We start from the raw sequence: 16,988 nt of genomic DNA on the forward strand, positions 1-16,988 counted from the left end.
TATTAGCTACTTTGCAAATCGGTCTCGTACCACCTATTCGAACTTAACGCTAGCATGCCTGACACCCTATGGCTATCTCTCTTGACAATCTCCGCAAAGGCAAAAAATACAGGCTAACCAATTATGGCGAGACCTTCGACTTTGAAGTGCTTGACATGCCCGAAGAGGGCGCCTACAACGTAAAGGACCTGCTCACATTGGACCGCTACCTGCTGAATGAGTTGATCAGGTATGGCAAAGGAAAAGACTTTGACCTGGAGGAGATTTAAACTCTAGCCTCGGCTCACTTTGCCTTTATTTTCCCAGTGGCTTTTCTGGATAACCTGGCTCGCAGGGTCACGCACCACACGCCGTACATAACGCTCGCCGGCTATGCTGCCATCCGCCCGCCTTTTTCCGATAAATAAAGTGGCAGGGTCGCCATATGCGTCTGTCACAAAAGTGATGTCCTTGCCCAGGAATTTCTGGTCATACCGTTCTTTCGGGGCGTAGCTCTTATCCAGAACCGCCAAAAGTTTTGGGCTCAATGCCATTTTGTCTTCAGGAGGTTTAGATGCTTTAACGCAGGATACAAAGAGGAGTATGGGCTAACGAGCGGGGCATGTATAAACCAGTTGGAATCCTAAGGGTCAAATTTGTGCACGGGTACAACTTGCTTCGGTTCACATACGTTTCGGCAATAAGCAGCAGGAGCAGGCGTTTTTAATCAGGGACAAACAGCAGATTACCGCAAGCTCTCCGTTATCATGTTCAACTATTAACTCACGAGATCATGCAGACAAATCCGGCAAATTACTTTGTTTACATTTTAGGAAACCATCCGCATGACGCCCTAAAAGTAGGCACCACCCAGGATTTACAACATCAGATAAAAGAAGCTGATTCTGCCGCCGCGCCAGGCCTGCAAAGGCTGATCTACTACGAGCATTACAACGTGGAGGAAATCGCCAAGAAGCGCGAAAAGGATATACTGAGCAGTGGCCAGGATTCCATGCATCGCCTGATCGAGTCCATGAACCCAAACTGGCTGGACTTAAGCGACATGCTGGTATAAACCCGGTAAACTCTTCCCCTCGCTATACATGGCTTCTGGACGATTGCCTGGCTTTTAAGTAAGCGCTGGTTTGATTTTCTTAGAGATTCATACCCTAAAATGTTACCTTTGTAGCCCTCTTATGGTGCCGGTTCGGCAAACAGGGTTTTCAGGTGGATTTAAAAGCAGCAGGTAGGCAACGTGTTAGGACGTATAAAAAAGCAAAACGAACAGATAAGGCTACAGGTAACGGTGGTGTTGGTAGGAGTACTGCTGCTGCTGGCCAAGTTCGTGGCCTTCTTTCTGACCAACTCCAATGCCATCCTCACCGATGCCCTCGAGTCGATCATTAATGTGGTAGCGGGCGGCTTTTCGCTGTATAGCCTGATCATTTCAGCTCGTCCCCGGGACGAAAACCACCCTTACGGCCACGGCAAAATAGAATTCATTGCTGCCACACTAGAAGGGTCTCTCATTCTGATTGCGGGCGGTATCATTATCTTAAAGTCGCTCTATAACCTCTACGACCCCGTTCCGCTGCAACAGCTGGACCTTGGTATGCTGCTGATTGCCGGCTCTGGCCTCATTAACTACATTACGGGCTATATCACCACGCAAAAAGGTGCTAAGTCAAAGTCGATGGTGCTGTTGGCGGGCGGTAAGCACCTGATTTCGGATGCCTACTCCACAGCGGGCATCCTGCTCGGCCTTGCGCTCATTTACTTTACCGGCCTGGTCTGGATTGATAGTGTGGTCGCCGTGCTGTTTGGCGGGATCATCTGCGTGACGGGCGCGCGCATTCTGCGGTCGTCAGTGGCCGGCATAATGGATGAGGCAGACTACGAATTGCTGAAGGAGATCGTGCAGGTGCTCAATGAGAACCGCCGCGAAAACTGGATCGACATTCATAACCTACGCGTGATCAAGTACGGCACCACGCTGCACATCGACTGCCACCTGACCGTGCCCTGGTACCTGAACGTGAAGGAAGCCCATGACGAGGTAGAGGCAGTGGGCAGGGTGGTTCGGGAGAAAATCGCGACCAACGTAGAGTTCTTCATTCACACAGATCCCTGCATCCCGAACTCATGCTCCGTATGCGCCAAACTGGATAACTGTGATGTGCGTCAGCAGGAATTCAAAGCCCGGGTGGAGTGGGATTTCGACAAAGTGATCGCTGACCGAAAGCACAGTCTTTAGAGCATCCCAGTCATCACCCAATCACTGTTTAGCCGATCAGGCCGAACTTTTTACCGGGCATAGCCTTGATGATCCCTTTAAACTCCAGGCTTAAAAGCACAGAGGCCAAAAGACTTACCGGCATCTGCGATTTCCAGCTCAGGTTGTCCATTTGTTCTTCTTTGATTTGTTGCAGCACCCGCAATACTTTCAATTCATCGGGGGTATAATCTGTTGCATCAAAAACGGGCGTCCTGGCTTTGTTTCTTGCCACGGCTTCATCTTGTAGGTCCCAGTTCATTAACTCCACCAAGTCGGTTATAGTGGTATAAGCGGCTGCTTTCAGGGATCTGATCAGGTGATTGGGCCCTTCCGAAGAGGGAGAGTTGATATTGCCCGGTACAGCCATCACTTCCTTGTCGTAGCTGTGGGCCAGGTTAGCGGTAATCAGGGTGCCGCTTTTTAAAGTGGCCTCCACCACCAGCGTGCAGTCAGCCATTCCCGCGATGATGCGGTTGCGGGCCGGGAATCGGGGGGCGTCTGGTTTTGTCCCGAAAATGTTCTCCGTTAATAGCCCGCCTTGCTGCAGCATGCGCTCGGCATATTTGCGGTGTACGGCGGGGTAAATTATATCCGGGCCACTGGCCATTACGCCAATTGTGGGTAAGCCTGCCTGCAGCGCTGCTCTGTGAGTGATGATGTCAATGCCATAGGCCAAACCGCTCACCACCATTACGTTATGCGCTTTTAAATCCTCCACAATACGCTCCGTAACCGTTTGCCCATAGGAGGTAACCTGGCGGGTGCCCACGATACTGATGATGCGGGGATGATTTAGGTTGGCGTTGCCGCGGTAATAAAGCAGCGTGGGGGCATCGGGCAATTGCTTAAGGCGGTCCGGGAAGCGGGGAGAGGTATAAAAGAGCAACTCGACTTCCTGCTCTTCCGCTTTCCGCAACAAGGCTTCTGCTTCTAGCAGCGTGTTTTTGGCCCCATCTAAAATGCCTTTGGCTATTCCCGGCCCAATGCCCGGTATCTTTAAGAGTTTCCCGGACGGGCAGGCAAATACGTTCTGAGGTGAACCGCAATAACTCACCAATTGGCGCGTAAGCTGCGGACCTACACCGGGCAGCCGTGTAAGGGCAACTTCATACAGTCGCTGGTCATCTTCCATACCGCCCACATACGGCTAACTTACTCTTTTGTATTCAGCTGGCTTTTAATTCCTTGCAAAAAGGCCTTTACCTTCTCCAGAGACTCGATGATCTCTATCTTGTCCTTTGTCTGTACAGACTTGTTTTTGAGCACCTCCTTTGCCCCTTGTATAGTATAGCCGCGCTCTTTCACAAGGTGGTACACCGTACGGAGAGTTTCGATATCCTTAGGAGTGTATTGGCGGTTACCTTTCTTATTCTTTTTAGGCTTGAGTTGCTCAAACTCTGTTTCCCAGAACCGGATCAGGGAAGGGGCAACGTCAAACTGCGCGGCCACCTCACCGATGGTATAGTACTGCTTTTCGATCTCTCTTTCTTTATAAGGCATAATTAATCTGCTATATTTAAGGCCTCCCTGTTAGTAATTTTGAAGCAGACACTACTCATTACGCTCAAAATATGCTACTTTTGCCTCTATTGTGACTATCAGATGGCGCTGCGTGAGCGGGGTTCTGACAGACAAAAATTCGATATTTTTTGTTATTAAACAACAAGTATAGCACGCAATATATAAAGGCTTAATACTCATACATGAATTCAGCTGAAATCAGGCAGAAGTTTTTCGACTTCTTCGCTTCTAAACAACACCAGGTAGTGCCTTCTGCACCGCTTGTCGTGAAAGACGACCCGACCTTGATGTTTATCAATGCGGGTATGGCACCCTTCAAAGACTACTTTCTGGGTAACAAACCGGCCCCCTACAAGCGTGTGGCCGATACGCAGAAATGTTTGCGCGTAAGTGGCAAGCATAACGACCTGGAGGAAGTAGGCTACGACACCTACCACCATACCATGTTTGAGATGCTGGGCAACTGGTCGTTCGGCGATTACTTTAAGAAGGAAGCGCTGCAGTGGGCCTGGGAACTGCTGACGGAGGTATACCAACTGCCTAAAGAAAGGCTCTACGTGTCTGTGTTTGAGGGCGACCAAAAAGATAACCTGGAGAAAGACCAGGATGCCTACGAGATCTGGAAAACCATGATCTCAGAAGACCGCATCCTGTACGGCTCAAAGAAAGACAACTTCTGGGAGATGGGCGATACTGGTCCGTGTGGCCCTTGCTCTGAAATCCATATTGACTTGCGCACCGAGGAGGAGATCGCGCAGGTGCCGGGTAAGGACCTTGTAAACAACGACCATCCGCAGGTCGTGGAGATCTGGAACAACGTGTTCATGGAGTTTAACCGTCTGGCCGATGGCTCACTGGTAAAACTGCCTGCACAGCACGTAGATACTGGTATGGGCTTCGAGCGTTTGTGCATGGCCATACAAGGCAAACGCTCGAACTACGATACCGACGTTTTCCAGCCACTTATTCAATTTATCGCTAAGGAAGCGGGTGTCACGTATGGCGAGAACGAAAAAACGGACATCGCCATTCGCGTGATGTCAGACCATATCCGTGCGATTGCCTTTACCATCACCGACGGACAACTGCCGTCTAACAACAAAGCCGGCTATGTGATTCGCCGCATCCTGCGACGTGCTGTACGTTACGGCTTTACCTTCCTCGACTTCAAGAAACCATTCCTCTACAAGCTGGCCGCTGTGCTGGCAGACCAGATGGAGCATGTTTTCCCGGAACTGAAGCAGCAGCTGAGCTTTGTGCAGCGCGTGATCGAGGAAGAAGAAAACGCTTTCCTACGCACCCTGGAAAACGGCCTGAAGCGCCTGGACGCGCTGGAGGACAGATTTAAAGCGAACAGCAATACCATCGACGGCAAAACTGCTTTCGAATTGTACGATACGTTTGGCTTCCCGCTGGACTTAACCGCACTCATCGCCCGTGAGAAAGGCCTGAAGGTGGACGAGGCTGGCTTCTCCGCCGAGATGGAACAGCAGAAGAACCGCTCCCGCAACGCCTCTGCCACCGAGCAAACCGACTGGGTGGTGCTGCAACCGGATGTGGTAAATGAGTTTGTGGGGTATGACTGCGAAGTGGCAGACTCTCACATCGTGCGCTACCGCCAGGTGAAGACCAAAAGCAAGAGCGAATACCACCTGGTGCTCGACCAGACTCCGTTTTATGCAGAAAGTGGCGGCCAGGTGGGCGACAACGGCTACCTGATTTCTGCTACGGAGCAGGTAGAGGTGCTGGATACCAAAAAGGAGAACGACCTGATTTTGCATATCGTGGCCAAGCTGCCGCAAAACGTGGAAGCGGGTTTCAAAAGCCAGATTGACCTGGAACGCCGTAACTTTATACGCAAAAACCATTCGGCCACCCACCTGTTACACGCTGCCTTACGAAAGGTATTAGGCGACCATGTGCAGCAGCGCGGCTCTTTGGTAAGCGAGAAACTGCTGCGTTTTGATTTTTCGCACTTCTCGAAGGTGGAAGAAGCACAGTTGCGGGAAGTAGAGCACATCGTAAACGAGCGCATCCGACAGTGTATCCCGCTGGATGAGCAACGCAACACCCCGATTGCCGAAGCCAAAGAGATGGGCGCGACGGCTTTGTTTGGCGAGAAGTACGGGGAGTTTGTTCGCGTGATCTCCTTTGACCGGGAGCACTCTGTGGAATTATGCGGCGGAACGCATGTATACAATACCGGAGAGATCGGCTACTTTAAAATTGTTTCGGAAAGCTCCGTGGCTGCCGGCGTGCGCCGTATCGAGGCGGTAACAGCCACGGTGGCGGAAGAATACGTGCAGCAGCAGCTGAACGAGCTCCATGCAGTGCGCGAAGCGATCGGAACGCAAAGCAACCTGTCTGGCGCTGTGCAGAAACTGCAGGACGACAACAAGGCACTTCAAAAGCAACTAGAGCAGTTTGAGTTAAAAGAACTATCTACTCTGAAAGATCACCTGGCCAGGCAGGTACAGGTGCTGGACGGTGTGAACTTTGTGGCCGATACTGTTGCTGTGGGCAATGCCGACCACCTTAAAAAGCTGGCCTTCGACCTGCGGCAGGTGGTAGACAACCTGGTGTTGGTTTTGGCAGCGGAGGTAGACGGAAAGCCGCAGATTGCGGTGATGCTGTCGGATAACCTGGTGGCCGACAAAAAACTGAACGCCAGCCAACTGGTGCGCGAACTCGCCAAAGAGATAAAAGGCGGCGGCGGCGGACAGCCGTTCTATGCCACTGCCGGCGGTAAAGAGGCCTCTGGCTTGCAGGCGGTGCCGCAAAAAGCACTGGAATTAGTTAAGAAGACGTTGAACGCTTAATCTGTAAAAGACAGATGGATATAGAAATAAGAGAGAAGTATCAGGCCGTAATTGGTTTAGAAGTACACGCGCAGATGTTAACGGAGAGCAAGGCCTATGCTGCCGACTCCACGGAATACGGTATGCTGCCGAACACCAACGTAAGCGCAATTACGCTTGGCCACCCGGGCACCTTGCCGCGCGTGAACAAGAAGGTAGTGGAAATGGCCGTGAAAATGGGCCTGGCTACGAACTGCGACATTACGCGCTACAACCTGTATGCCCGCAAGAATTATTTCTACCCCGATCTTCCGAAAGGCTACCAGATCACCCAGGACAAAACGCCCGTTTGTACGCATGGCCACCTAACGGTGAAAAACGAGGATGGCGAAGACAAGCGCATCGGGATTACCCGCATCCACATGGAGGAAGACGCCGGTAAGTCAATGCACCTGCCCGGCGAAATCGAGACGCTAGTAGACCTGAACCGTGCCGGTGTGCCTTTGATCGAAATTGTATCCGAGCCGGACATCCGAGATTCTGTGGAAGCATATAACTTCCTGACCGAGGTTCGTCGCCTGGTGCGCTACCTTGAAATTTGCGACGGCAACATGGAGGAAGGCTCTTTGCGCTGCGATGCCAACGTATCGGTGATGCTGAAAGGCTCTACGATATATGGCACCAAGGTGGAGGTGAAGAACATGAACTCCTTCCGCAACGTGCAGCGTGCCATTGAGCACGAGATCGAGCGCCAGATCATGATCCTGGAAAGCGGGGAGAAGGTGGAAGGTGAAACACGCGGGTATGATGCCAACACGGGCCTCACCTCTTCGCAGCGCTCCAAGGAATCCATGAACGATTACCGTTATTTCCCGGAGCCCGATCTGCCACCTTTGATCATCGAGCAGGATTGGCTGGATAAGATCAAGGCCGGGATGCCCAGCCTCCCGCAGGAGCTCTATGCCCGTTTTGTAGGGGAGTATGGTTTACCGGAATATGATGCCGCCGTGTTGACAGACGCCAAGGAAATTGCGCTTTACTTTGAGGAACTCTGCAAACACACTAAAAATTACAAGGCCGCATCTAACTGGATGATGGGCCCTGTGAAGTCGTACCTCAACGAACTGCAATTACATATCAAGGACTTCCCGCTGCAGCCGGAACAAATTGCCCAGGTAATCGCTTTAGTAGATGAGAATAAAGTAAGCCACTCGGTGGCAGCCAAAAAGCTATACCCTGTGCTACTGGACCAGCCTTCAAAAACTGCGCTACAGGTTGCCGAAGAGCAGAACCTGCTTCAGGATTCGAATGCTGATGAACTGGCCGAAATCGTGAAAGCGGTAGTAGCCGAAAACCCGGCGAAAGTAGCGGAGTATAAAGCAGGGAAGCAATCGCTGGTTGGTATGTTCATGGGAGAGATCATGAAGAAAACCAAAGGCAAGGCTGACCCTAAAATAGCGAATAAGCTGCTCCGCGAAAGCCTGAACGCATAAACCTGATTTTATGAAACGAATGAACATTGCCTTCTTTGCCTCAACGCTAAGCCTACTGGCTGGTTGCCAGGGCAACGACATGACTGCCAGCAACAGCGGCGACAACTATACCATTCAGGGTAAACTGTCCAATGCCACGGCAGGGCCGATTTATTTGTATGAGATGGGTGAAGCACAGTTTATTGCCCGCGACACGGCACAGATAGCGGCGGATGGCACGTTCAAGTTTGAAGGCGCAGTGACGGAGCCGACGTTCTACCGCATCGCCACCGATCAGCAGAACGGTATCATGCTGGTGGTAGACCAAGGCAAGATTCAATTGGAGGCAGATGCCAAAAACCTGAACTCGTCGGCCACCGTGGAAGGCTCCGAGGACACGAAGCTGTTTCTGGAGTTAAACAAGATCGTGAGTGACACCCGCCAGCAGCAGGCCGAACTAGAGCAAAAGTTCAGCAAAGCAATGCAGGAGGGGAAAGTACAGGAAGCGGAAGAAGCCCGTGGCGCTTACCAGAACCTGCAAAACCAGGTTAAGGACTTTCTGGCCAAACACCCAAACTCCGTGGTAAGCGCTTTCGGTACAGCCAGCCTGATCGACCCGAACAACGATTTTGCCTTTGCCGACAGCATGGCCACGGTTTTCAGCACAACGCTGCCTTCGTCGAAGTATACCACCATGCTTCAGAACCGGCTGGAGCCTTTCAAGAGCACAGCCATCGGACAAACAGCGCCGGATATCGCGCTGCCAACCCCTGACGGGGGAACCAAAAAACTGTCTTCGTTGCGAGGCAAATACGTGTTGATTGATTTCTGGGCCAGCTGGTGCACGCCTTGCCGCAAGGAAAACCCGAACGTGGTGAAGATGTACAATGCCTACAAGAACAAGGGGGCTGGCTTTGAGATCTTTGGTGTATCCCTGGACCAATCGAAAGACAAATGGGTGCAGGCCATTGAGAAAGACGGCTTGACCTGGCCACACGTATCCGATTTACAGGGCTGGCAGAGCAGCGCGGCGCAACTCTATAATGTCTCCGCTATTCCGCAAACAGTGCTTATCGACCCGCAAGGCAAAATAGTTGCCAAAGGTTTGAGAGGTGAGGACCTGGAACAAAAGCTGGCTTCACTGCTTAACTAGCCCGCAACGCGATTATATCAGAAGCACAAAAGAGGCTCTTTCCCTTCAGAAAGAGCCTCTTTTGTTATGAAACAGAGTCAGGTCTTAACTTAAAAGAACACTTGCTGCAGGGCATTCCAGAGCAGTTTCTTTTGCTCCACATCGTGCTCCAGTTTCGCCAGCGCATGCGAGAAGACAATCGGCACATCGCCCAGCATGACCGGGTGGTATAGCGTAAACTTGTCGTGTGGCAGGTCGGTGTCGATGCGGCTAGCAAAGCTGATGATATAACTCACCTGCAGTTCCTGGCGCAACTCTTCAAACCTGGCAATCTCGCCGGAAACATTGTTCACGTAGGCGACATCTGTCGGCTTCAGTCCGATTGCCCCCAAAATCTTCTGCAGGAACCCAAGTTGTGGGAGCTGCGCAAACGCTTCGGGCGTGATGGTTACCAGCACCACAATACCTTTGTCGTTCGTACCGCTTATATCAATCTTGCCTGGTGCCGCTGGTTTTTTAACGGGTGCCGGTGCATGGGGAATAACCGGCGTATCTATTGGCTTATGGTCTGTGATGAGGTTCTTCGTAGCAGGCACCGCTTTGGGCGCATTCACAGCAGTAGCGATTGGTTCTTCTGCTTGCGCGGATGAGGGCAACGAAGTGGGGGTATGGCTTTCACCCGCAACCACGTAAATCGTTTCGGTGAAGAGGTTCCTCAGAAGTTCCTCGTTCATGCTATCTGCCTGCAGCCCTGCCATATTATTCCGTTATACCTTTGGCGTCTTCTTTTATCTCGAAAATTGACTTTAGCTCATTGGCCTCGCTCGGTTTCATACGGCCCGCCAAAACCAGGCGCAACTGCCGACGACGCAAAGCCCCTTCGTATAACTTAACTTCTTCCTCGGTTTCAGGTACAGCCTCCGGTACATCAATCGGGTTGCCCAGCTGGTCTACGGCCACGAACGTGAAAAAGGCCTGATTCGACATGACTTTCTTGCCGCTCGGGATGTCCTCGGCAAATACCACAATGTGTACTTCCATAGAGGAATTGAATGCGCGGGTAACCTTTGCTTCCAGCGTCACCACGTTGCCAAGCTTGATGCTTTCAGAGAACGACACATTGTCTACGGAAGCCGTTACGACAATACGGTTAGAGTGTTTTTGTGCCGAGATGGCGGAAACGATATCCATCCAGTGCATCATGCGGCCACCCATCAGGTTGTGCAGGGTATTGGTGTCGTTAGGCAACACCAGCTCCGTCATGATCACGTAAGAGTCTTGTACTTTTTTAGTTTTGCGCATTTAAATGATGGTGTATTGAAGCTTCAAAGATACGCTCCTTTCCGGTAAGCAGAAAATAAAGGACCGTACTTCCACGGCAATTCGGGCCAACGAGCGCAATCCCAGCCGATACTACATCAAATTATCCCAACCTGATTTGCCCAGCAAAGGCACGAACTTGAACTCATGAAATTCCTCCCTGGTAAACTCGTTCTCGGCCACCCGGTTAATGCGCAGCATTGTCTGGCTTTTCTCATCCCCCACGGGGATCACCAAAGAACCTCCCACATTAAGTTGCCGCACCAGGGTTTTGGGCACGCCGGGCGCACCTGCGGTAACTATTATCTTATCGTATGGGGCATAAGCCGGTAAACCCTCGGAGCCATCGCCGTGAAAGGTATGGGGGTGGAGGCTCTGCTTTTTAAAGTACATCACTGCTTTCTCGTACAGCGGTCGGTTATACTCGATGGTGTACACGTGCGGCGTTAGTTGCAGAAGCACAGAGCATTGGTAACCCGAGCCGGTGCCAATCTCCAGCACTTTGTCCGAGGGCTTCAACTGCAGCAGCTCTGTCTGGAAGGCAACAGTATAGGGCTGCGAAATGGTTTGCCCTTCGCCAATGGGGAAGGCTTTATCCTGGTAGGCTTGCTCCAGGAACGCTTTTTCGAAAAAGAAATGACGCGGCACAACATCGATGGCATTTAACACGCGCGGGTCACGGATTCCTTTCTCCTGCAACACCTTAACCAAAGCGCGGCGCATGCCCTTGTGTCTGTACGAGTCTGTCTGCATCTGTTTTTTTCGTTTTAAAAATGAAGCTTTATGCGTGCTAAAACCTGCTCTAACAATGTAAGTTTGCGAAAATAATCATCTCAGCTTAGAATTTCGCCTTTCCGCACGATTTAAACTTTAAAAAATATAGCTGAACTTATGATGCCAAAAGCTGTTAATTTGCCATTCTCAGAAACACAAGTGTGCGTTGTGGCTTATTACCGCACAAGGCATTGGATTAAAAACACAGAATATGTTCACAGGGATTATAGAAACACTGGGTCGCGTGACCGCCATACGGGAAGAAAACACTAACAAGCACTTTACTCTTACCTCCTCATTTACCAACGAGTTAAAGATAGACCAAAGCGTGGCCCATAATGGGGTGTGCCTGACGGTGGTGGGTATAAATGGCGATACTTATACCGTTACTGCCATCGACGAAACACTGCAGAAGACGAACCTGAACAACCTGAAGGAAGGGGATGTCGTGAACTTAGAGCGCTGCATGCAAGCCAATGGCCGCTTCGACGGGCATGTGGTGCAGGGCCATGTAGACCAAACCGGGATTTGCGAATCTGTGGAGGATGAGAACGGCAGCTGGGTCTTCACTTTTAAGTATGACGCTACGAAAGGGAATGTCACCGTAGAGAAGGGCTCTATTTGCATCAACGGCATCAGCCTGACTGTCGTGAACTCACATGATGACCGTTTTTCGGTGGCCATTATCCCCTATACCTACGAACACACCAATCTGCAACACGTGAAGCCCGGCAATACGGTGAACCTGGAGTTCGATATCATCGGCAAGTACGTGGCGAGGCTGCTGGGTAAAAGTTAATCCGCAGGAACTGCATGCCCTTTGATTCACGTGCTTCTAACACTGCTTCACTTGATAATAATTCGGTGGTATGACACGCCATACCCACCCCAAATGCCCAATCCTCCCTTGATGTTGGACTGAGTGATGTTGGGGGTGCCGATCGGGCTGCCGTTGCTGTTCTGCTCGTTCTCCAGGGTATACCAAAAGCGGTAATGCGGTATGTCGATAGCGGCCCAGCGCACGGTTACCGTATCGCCTACTCCAAAATAGCTGTACTTTTCCAGGTCTACTTCGCGTTGGTTTTTGGGTTCTCCCCGGTCCAGCGGGAAGGAAATGGTTTTGCCGTTCACTAACTCATCATTAAACACCGAACTGAAAAGGCCCGCATAGAAGGGCTCGCTGTTGCGCTTTGTAAAATAGCGGATGCTGTTGCCCAATGTATCGGGGTCCACATAGCGGTAGTGCAGTATTTTCAGGCTATCCTGTTTGGGGTCGGGGTGCGGCAGGTACCAGAGCGAGTCGATGGGGTTTAACTGCGGGATGGTGGTGACAGCCGAAAGCTCTTGCCCCTGGTGCTGAATTTCCAACCGGTAGCTATTACCAAGCTCGCCGGTGAGTTCTGTTGTGGTATACACATAAACCTGAAATATCTCAGGATTTCGCAGACTAGCGATGGGTATACCCAACTGCAGGCTAACGGCTTGCCGTAACTCTTCCGAGAACTCAGCGGAGGGCACCTCCCACAAAGGGTAACTTTTTCCGTGAGAGGTAACAGTTATGCGCGCGCCATGCACAAAGCTATTCTCCAACGCAGCCAGTGAGGCATCCGAGAAGACCGGTACCGAGCGGGTCAGCATGACCAAAGGCGGATGGCCCTGTTCCATATGTCCTTCTACCACCAGCAACTCCTTGCCGGCAGGCAAATCGATGGTCAGGTCCTGTTCGCAGCGGCTAAGGGTGAGCAGCAGCAATAGTGCCAGGCAATATCGTATGAAAGCACTTTTCATTTCCAGCTAAAATTCCAGGTGACAGAAGGCAAGGGGAAAGGTATGATGGAGACCTTTTTAGCCTGCAGCTTAAAGTTTTGTCCGTCAGGGCTGCCCTCGCTGTCCACGTAATACAGGAAAGGGTTGCGGCGGCCGTAGACATTGTACACTGAGAAGGTCCAGCTCGAGGAGATGTGTTCCGATTTTTTCCCGGTTAAGGTGGCAGCTAGGTCCAGGCGGTGCGTCGGTTGCATCCTGAAACTGTTTCGGCTGCCATACTGGTAATTCACGGTGCCTTCCAGGTAATACCGGCGCACCGGTAGGGTAGTGGCCTGCCCGGTTCCCAGCACATAACTGCCTCCAAACGTCCAGCGCTCGTTTTGGTGGTAACTGCCCACAATAGACAGGTCGTGCCGCCGGTCGAAGCGAGCCGGGAACTTGTTTCCGTTGTTGAGGTCCGGAAACTGGCGTGTGGTTTTGGAAAGGGTATACCCGATCCAACCCTGGAAGTCGCCGTAGTTTTTACGGAGAAAGAACTCAGCCCCATAAGAGGTGCCGTTTCCGCTCACAAACTCATACTCCAGGTCGCGGTTACTGGGGCCAGGCGAGTAGCCCTGGCGGTACTCCAATTGGTTTTCGAGGTCTTTGTAATATACCTCTACCGAACCCTCATACTGGTTTTTTGCGAAGCTCTGAAAATAACCCAGGGCAAATTGCGTGGCACGCTGTGGCTCCACAATCGCCGAACTAGGCACCCATACATCAAGCGGCAGCGTGGTATAGGCATTCGACACCAAATGCAGGTATTGCGCTGAACGGGTAAACCCGGCTTTGAGGGAGGACTGGCCGGAAAGCAGGTACCGCACGGAAATGCGCGGCTCCGGTGCGCTGAAGCTTTTCACGGCTTCTCCGTTGCCATACACCACAGAGTCAGCCACCGTTTCATCCGGGTTATAGCTATATAAGTTGAAAGGCCCAACCTGAGTGAAAAAGCTGTTCCGAAAGCCCAGGCTCAAAAGCAGGCTGGGTGTAATGCTCCAGTCGTCGGAAACATAAATGGCGGACGCGTGGCCGAATTTGGGCAAAACCCGCGTGGTCCCAAAGTTCTCGCCATCTTCGCCAATCGCCTCGCCGGTACGAGGCCGCAGCATGTTGTAAGTATACTGCACGCCATACTGCAAATTGTGATTTGGATGCAGCTTGTGCTTGAAATCCACTTGAGAGGTATAATCCCGGACACCTGTTTGCAGGATGGTCTCATAGCCGCCATAATCCCAGTTAAACTCAAAGGTATACTTGCTCAGCACCCCGCTCACGTCCATCGTCCAGTTGTCGTTGAACTGGTGCCGCCACAAGGCAGTGGCAGTGGCGTTGCCCCAAAAAAACTTGGATGTAAACCGGCCGTCAGACAGTTTGAGGTTTCCGATATCGCGGCCATAATACCCGCTCAGCGAGAGTTCGTCCCGGGGAGAAAGGTGATATTGCAGCTTGCCGTTTAGATCGTAGAAGCGGTAAGGCACGCCGCCCTGGTCTGTATTTTTCAGGAAAGGATTTAGCAGTGCATCAATATAGGTTCGGCGACCAGAAAGTATAAAAGAGGCTTTATCCTGTGCCAAGGGCCCTTGCACCGTTAACCGGGAAGAGATCAACCCAATGCCGCCGTCTGCCCGAAAACCCTGTGTATCGCCATCCTTGCCCTCAATGTCCAGCACCGAAGAAAGCCGCCCGCCATACCGTGCTGGCATGCTACCCTTGGTCAAGGTAGTATTTTCGATGGCATCGCTGTTAAACACGGAGAAGAAGTTGAAAAGATGGCCCGGGTTATAGATAGTAGCTTTGTCCAGGAGCACCAGGTTCTGGTCACTACCGCCTCCCCGCACATAAAAGCCGGTATTCCCTTCGCCACCCGACTGCACGCCCGGCAGCAACTGCACCGTTTTGAGAATATCCACCTCACCAAACAGCACAGGCAGCGTCTTGATGGTCTCCATGGGCAACTCCAGTTGGCCCAGCGTAGCGGTTTCGGTAATAGGGGGCTGGCGGGTGGTTTTCACTTCTACCTCCTGCACCTGGTAGGATGCCGGTGCAAGCATTATGTTAAGTTGCGAGTCGCTGTACAACTCGATGAGGCGCTGCTGTGGGGTATACCCGATGTAGGAAACCCCAAGGGTATATGCGCCTGCCGGGGCAGTGAAGGAAAAGTATCCCTTGGCGTCGGTGGTGGCTCCCAGGTTATACTGCCGCAAGCCAATGGCAGCCCCGGCCAGGCCCTGCCCGGACACCGCATCCGTTACCCTGCCTGAGAGCACGTAGCTGCGCTGCGCGAAGGAGGACCCAACCGCACAAAGCAAAAGGAGTATCAAAAAAGAGAAGGAAAGACGTGGCAAAATAGGCGCTTGTGGTTTCAGCAAGAACAGCGAGTCCCTGTAAAGGTTTAACGCACGAGCGAGGGGTATTTGTTCAACAGGAAGTTGTACCCGAGGGCGCAGCCATAAGCCAACGAGGAACCCAGTAAAGCGCCCGCAATCGTGTCACCGGGGTAATGCACGCCCAAGTAGATGCGGCTATAAGACACCACCACGGCCCAGGCAACCAGCACGATCTTGAAAATGAGGTAGCGGTCAGCCAAGATCAGGTTAAAGAAAACGGCCAACGCAAATCCCGTGGAGGCGTGCGAGGACATAAAGCCAAACTTTCCGCCACAGCCTTTCACAATGTTTATGGCCGCAGAAAGCGCGGGGTCGTGGCAGGGGCGCAGGCGCGCAAAGTAAGGCTTGAACATACCGGAGGCCACGAAATCAGCCAGGCCAATAGCCAGCACCGCCAACAGCAGCATCGGGATGCTCTGGCGCCGGTAGCGCCATACCAGGTACCCGATCAGCAGGGCGTAGAAGGGTATCCAGAAGTATTTGTCAGAGACCAGCACCATCACCCTGTCCCAAGCCGGACTGTGCATCCCGTTCAGGTACAGGAAAACATCCTGGTCCAGTTGATCTAGTTCCTCCATGGTGCGCTACTGTGCGTTTATCCAGTCGATGTCTTTTTTTAGGTAGGCCTGCATCTGCTCCTCCGGACTGCCCGCCTCCGGAACAAAGTTATATAGCCACGAGGCATTTGTCGGCAGGCTCATCAGGATAGACTCGATGCGCCCTTTGGTTAGCAGGCCGAACTTCGTGCCGCGGTCATACACCAGGTTGAATTCCACATAGCGGCCCCGGCGCAACAGCTGCCACTGCTTTTCGCGCTCCCCATAAGGCAGGTCGCGGTTTTGGTTGATGATGCTGGTATAAAAAGGTATAAAAGCATAGGCCACATCCTGCACAAAGGCAAAACGCTCCTCCAGGCTAATTTCATCGGTTTCGGTTAAACGGTCGAAGAAGATGCCGCCCACGCCGCGGGTTTCCTCCCGGTGCTCGTTATAAAAATAATCATCAGCCCATTTTTTAAACTCGGCATAATAGGCGGGATGGTGCTTGTCGCAGACAGCCTTCATTTGGGTATGGAAAGCCTTGGCCTGCTCCAGGTTAAGGTAAATAGGCGTCAGGTCGATGCCGCCCCCAAACCATGCCTGCCCATTGCCCGCCTCAAAATACCTTACGTTCATGTGCGTGATCGGCACCATCGGGCTATGCGGGTGCATCACCACTGACACGCCGGTAGCCACATAGGCCGGGTCGGGCATTTGCAGCATCTTCAGGAAAGCAGGGGAGAGCTCGCCCTGCACGGCGGAGAAGTTTACGCCTCCCTTTTCCAGCACTGCCCCCTTCTCGATGATGCAGGAAATGCCCCCGCCGCCGCCTTCGTGTTCCCATGCATCGGCTTTAAACGTGGCACCGCCATCGCAGGCCTCCAGGGCTTGAATCAGGTCTTGTTGAAACTGGCGCATGAACGCCTCTACTTTGTCTTTGAACATTCTTGAAAAGGAACGGTGCTCTTTTGAAAAAAATTAT

The 16,988-nt window shown here is 52.1% G+C and carries 17 protein-coding genes; 7 read left to right on the forward strand and 10 right to left on the reverse strand.

What is annotated here, in order from left to right:
- Positions 1–68: 68 nt before the first annotated feature.
- Positions 69–269 (forward strand): hypothetical protein, encoded by a 201-nt coding sequence (locus tag ACXYMU_RS07940; RefSeq protein WP_458985831.1) that lies wholly within the window; start codon positions 69–71, stop codon positions 267–269.
- Between the two features lie 3 nt (positions 270–272).
- On the opposite strand, the gene ACXYMU_RS07945 is transcribed toward ACXYMU_RS07940, so the two are convergent.
- Entirely contained in the window at positions 273–533 is a 261-nt protein-coding gene (locus ACXYMU_RS07945; RefSeq protein WP_458985832.1) for a hypothetical protein, read from the reverse strand.
- 239 nt (positions 534–772) lie between these two features.
- On the opposite strand from ACXYMU_RS07945, the gene ACXYMU_RS07950 reads away from it, so the two are divergent.
- A complete protein-coding gene (locus ACXYMU_RS07950; protein WP_458985833.1) occupies positions 773–1,054 on the forward strand; it encodes a GIY-YIG nuclease family protein in 282 nt (93 codons plus the stop codon).
- 180 nt (positions 1,055–1,234) lie between these two features.
- Positions 1,235–2,233: a cation diffusion facilitator family transporter gene (locus tag ACXYMU_RS07955; protein ID WP_458985834.1), complete on the forward strand. Its 999-nt coding sequence runs from the start codon at positions 1,235–1,237 to the stop codon at positions 2,231–2,233.
- 28 nt (positions 2,234–2,261) lie between these two features.
- On the opposite strand, the gene dprA is transcribed toward ACXYMU_RS07955, so the two are convergent.
- A complete protein-coding gene (gene dprA / locus ACXYMU_RS07960) occupies positions 2,262–3,386 on the reverse strand; it encodes a DNA-processing protein DprA (RefSeq protein WP_458985835.1) in 1,125 nt (374 codons plus the stop codon).
- A 20-nt stretch (positions 3,387–3,406) separates the two neighbouring features.
- Positions 3,407–3,754 carry a MerR family transcriptional regulator gene (locus ACXYMU_RS07965; RefSeq protein WP_458985836.1) on the reverse strand — a complete coding sequence of 116 codons (348 nt, stop codon included), beginning with the start codon at positions 3,752–3,754 and terminating at the stop codon, positions 3,407–3,409.
- Positions 3,755–3,957: 203 nt separating this feature from the next.
- On the opposite strand from ACXYMU_RS07965, the gene alaS reads away from it, so the two are divergent.
- From alaS to ACXYMU_RS07980, 3 genes are read left to right on the forward strand one after another with little or no spacing between them, the layout of a single operon-like run.
- A complete protein-coding gene (gene alaS, locus ACXYMU_RS07970; protein WP_458985837.1) occupies positions 3,958–6,594 on the forward strand; it encodes an alanine--tRNA ligase in 2,637 nt (878 codons plus the stop codon).
- Between the two features lie 14 nt (positions 6,595–6,608).
- A complete protein-coding gene (gene gatB, locus ACXYMU_RS07975; RefSeq protein WP_458985838.1) occupies positions 6,609–8,066 on the forward strand; it encodes an Asp-tRNA(Asn)/Glu-tRNA(Gln) amidotransferase subunit GatB in 1,458 nt (485 codons plus the stop codon).
- A 10-nt stretch (positions 8,067–8,076) separates the two neighbouring features.
- A complete protein-coding gene (locus tag ACXYMU_RS07980; RefSeq protein ID WP_458985839.1) occupies positions 8,077–9,198 on the forward strand; it encodes a redoxin domain-containing protein in 1,122 nt (373 codons plus the stop codon).
- Between the two features lie 89 nt (positions 9,199–9,287).
- On the opposite strand, the gene ACXYMU_RS07985 is transcribed toward ACXYMU_RS07980, so the two are convergent.
- The 3 genes from ACXYMU_RS07985 to ACXYMU_RS07995 form a co-directional block, all read right to left on the reverse strand.
- Positions 9,288–9,935, reverse strand: coding sequence for a hypothetical protein (locus ACXYMU_RS07985; protein ID WP_458985840.1), 648 nt, complete (start codon positions 9,933–9,935; stop codon positions 9,288–9,290).
- 1 nt (position 9,936) lies between these two features.
- Positions 9,937–10,479 (reverse strand): acyl-CoA thioesterase, encoded by a 543-nt coding sequence (locus tag ACXYMU_RS07990; protein ID WP_458985841.1) that lies wholly within the window; start codon positions 10,477–10,479, stop codon positions 9,937–9,939.
- Between the two features lie 111 nt (positions 10,480–10,590).
- Positions 10,591–11,250, reverse strand: coding sequence for a protein-L-isoaspartate(D-aspartate) O-methyltransferase (locus ACXYMU_RS07995; RefSeq protein ID WP_458985842.1), 660 nt, complete (start codon positions 11,248–11,250; stop codon positions 10,591–10,593).
- Between the two features lie 232 nt (positions 11,251–11,482).
- On the opposite strand from ACXYMU_RS07995, the gene ACXYMU_RS08000 reads away from it, so the two are divergent.
- Positions 11,483–12,070 (forward strand): riboflavin synthase, encoded by a 588-nt coding sequence (locus ACXYMU_RS08000; RefSeq protein ID WP_458985843.1) that lies wholly within the window; start codon positions 11,483–11,485, stop codon positions 12,068–12,070.
- 47 nt (positions 12,071–12,117) lie between these two features.
- Here the strand turns inward: ACXYMU_RS08000 and ACXYMU_RS08005 are convergent, their stop codons facing one another.
- The 4 genes from ACXYMU_RS08005 to hemF all read right to left on the reverse strand — a co-directional run bounded on the left by ACXYMU_RS08005 (position 12,118) and on the right by hemF (position 16,951).
- Complete coding sequence (locus ACXYMU_RS08005; protein ID WP_458985844.1) at positions 12,118–13,059, reverse strand: DUF4249 family protein; 942 nt, start codon at positions 13,057–13,059, stop codon at positions 12,118–12,120.
- The gene (locus ACXYMU_RS08010; RefSeq protein ID WP_458985845.1) at positions 13,056–15,401 is read right to left on the reverse strand and encodes a TonB-dependent receptor; all 2,346 of its coding nucleotides are present in this window, start codon (positions 15,399–15,401) and stop codon (positions 13,056–13,058) included. Before ACXYMU_RS08010 ends, ACXYMU_RS08005 begins: the two co-directional genes overlap by 4 nt.
- A 71-nt stretch (positions 15,402–15,472) precedes the next feature.
- Complete coding sequence (locus ACXYMU_RS08015) at positions 15,473–16,045, reverse strand: phosphatase PAP2 family protein (RefSeq protein WP_458985846.1); 573 nt, start codon at positions 16,043–16,045, stop codon at positions 15,473–15,475.
- A gap of 6 nt (positions 16,046–16,051) precedes the next feature.
- Entirely contained in the window at positions 16,052–16,951 is a 900-nt protein-coding gene (gene hemF, locus ACXYMU_RS08020; RefSeq protein WP_458985847.1) for an oxygen-dependent coproporphyrinogen oxidase, read from the reverse strand.
- Between the last annotated feature and the right edge of the window lie 37 nt (positions 16,952–16,988).

It is taken from the genome of Pontibacter sp. CAU 1760, assembly GCF_054482735.1.

Bases quoted from the DNA above. Each gene is read 5' to 3' on its own strand.
- ACXYMU_RS08005 (WP_458985844.1), bottom strand. From the start codon at position 13,059: ATGAAAAGTGCTTTCATACGATATTGCCTGGCACTATTGCTGCTGCTC.
- ACXYMU_RS08000 (WP_458985843.1), top strand. From the start codon at position 11,483: ATGTTCACAGGGATTATAGAAACACTGGGTCGCGTGACCGCCATACGG.
- ACXYMU_RS07940 (WP_458985831.1), top strand. From the start codon at position 69: ATGGCTATCTCTCTTGACAATCTCCGCAAAGGCAAAAAATACAGGCTA.
- hemF (WP_458985847.1), bottom strand. From the start codon at position 16,951: ATGTTCAAAGACAAAGTAGAGGCGTTCATGCGCCAGTTTCAACAAGAC.
- ACXYMU_RS07985 (WP_458985840.1), bottom strand. From the start codon at position 9,935: ATGGCAGGGCTGCAGGCAGATAGCATGAACGAGGAACTTCTGAGGAAC.
- dprA (WP_458985835.1), bottom strand. From the start codon at position 3,386: ATGGAAGATGACCAGCGACTGTATGAAGTTGCCCTTACACGGCTGCCC.
- ACXYMU_RS07980 (WP_458985839.1), top strand. From the start codon at position 8,077: ATGAAACGAATGAACATTGCCTTCTTTGCCTCAACGCTAAGCCTACTG.
- ACXYMU_RS07945 (WP_458985832.1), bottom strand. From the start codon at position 533: ATGGCATTGAGCCCAAAACTTTTGGCGGTTCTGGATAAGAGCTACGCC.
- alaS (WP_458985837.1), top strand. From the start codon at position 3,958: ATGAATTCAGCTGAAATCAGGCAGAAGTTTTTCGACTTCTTCGCTTCT.
- ACXYMU_RS07990 (WP_458985841.1), bottom strand. From the start codon at position 10,479: ATGCGCAAAACTAAAAAAGTACAAGACTCTTACGTGATCATGACGGAG.
- ACXYMU_RS08015 (WP_458985846.1), bottom strand. From the start codon at position 16,045: ATGGAGGAACTAGATCAACTGGACCAGGATGTTTTCCTGTACCTGAAC.
- ACXYMU_RS07965 (WP_458985836.1), bottom strand. From the start codon at position 3,754: ATGCCTTATAAAGAAAGAGAGATCGAAAAGCAGTACTATACCATCGGT.
- ACXYMU_RS07950 (WP_458985833.1), top strand. From the start codon at position 773: ATGCAGACAAATCCGGCAAATTACTTTGTTTACATTTTAGGAAACCAT.
- gatB (WP_458985838.1), top strand. From the start codon at position 6,609: ATGGATATAGAAATAAGAGAGAAGTATCAGGCCGTAATTGGTTTAGAA.
- ACXYMU_RS07995 (WP_458985842.1), bottom strand. From the start codon at position 11,250: ATGCAGACAGACTCGTACAGACACAAGGGCATGCGCCGCGCTTTGGTT.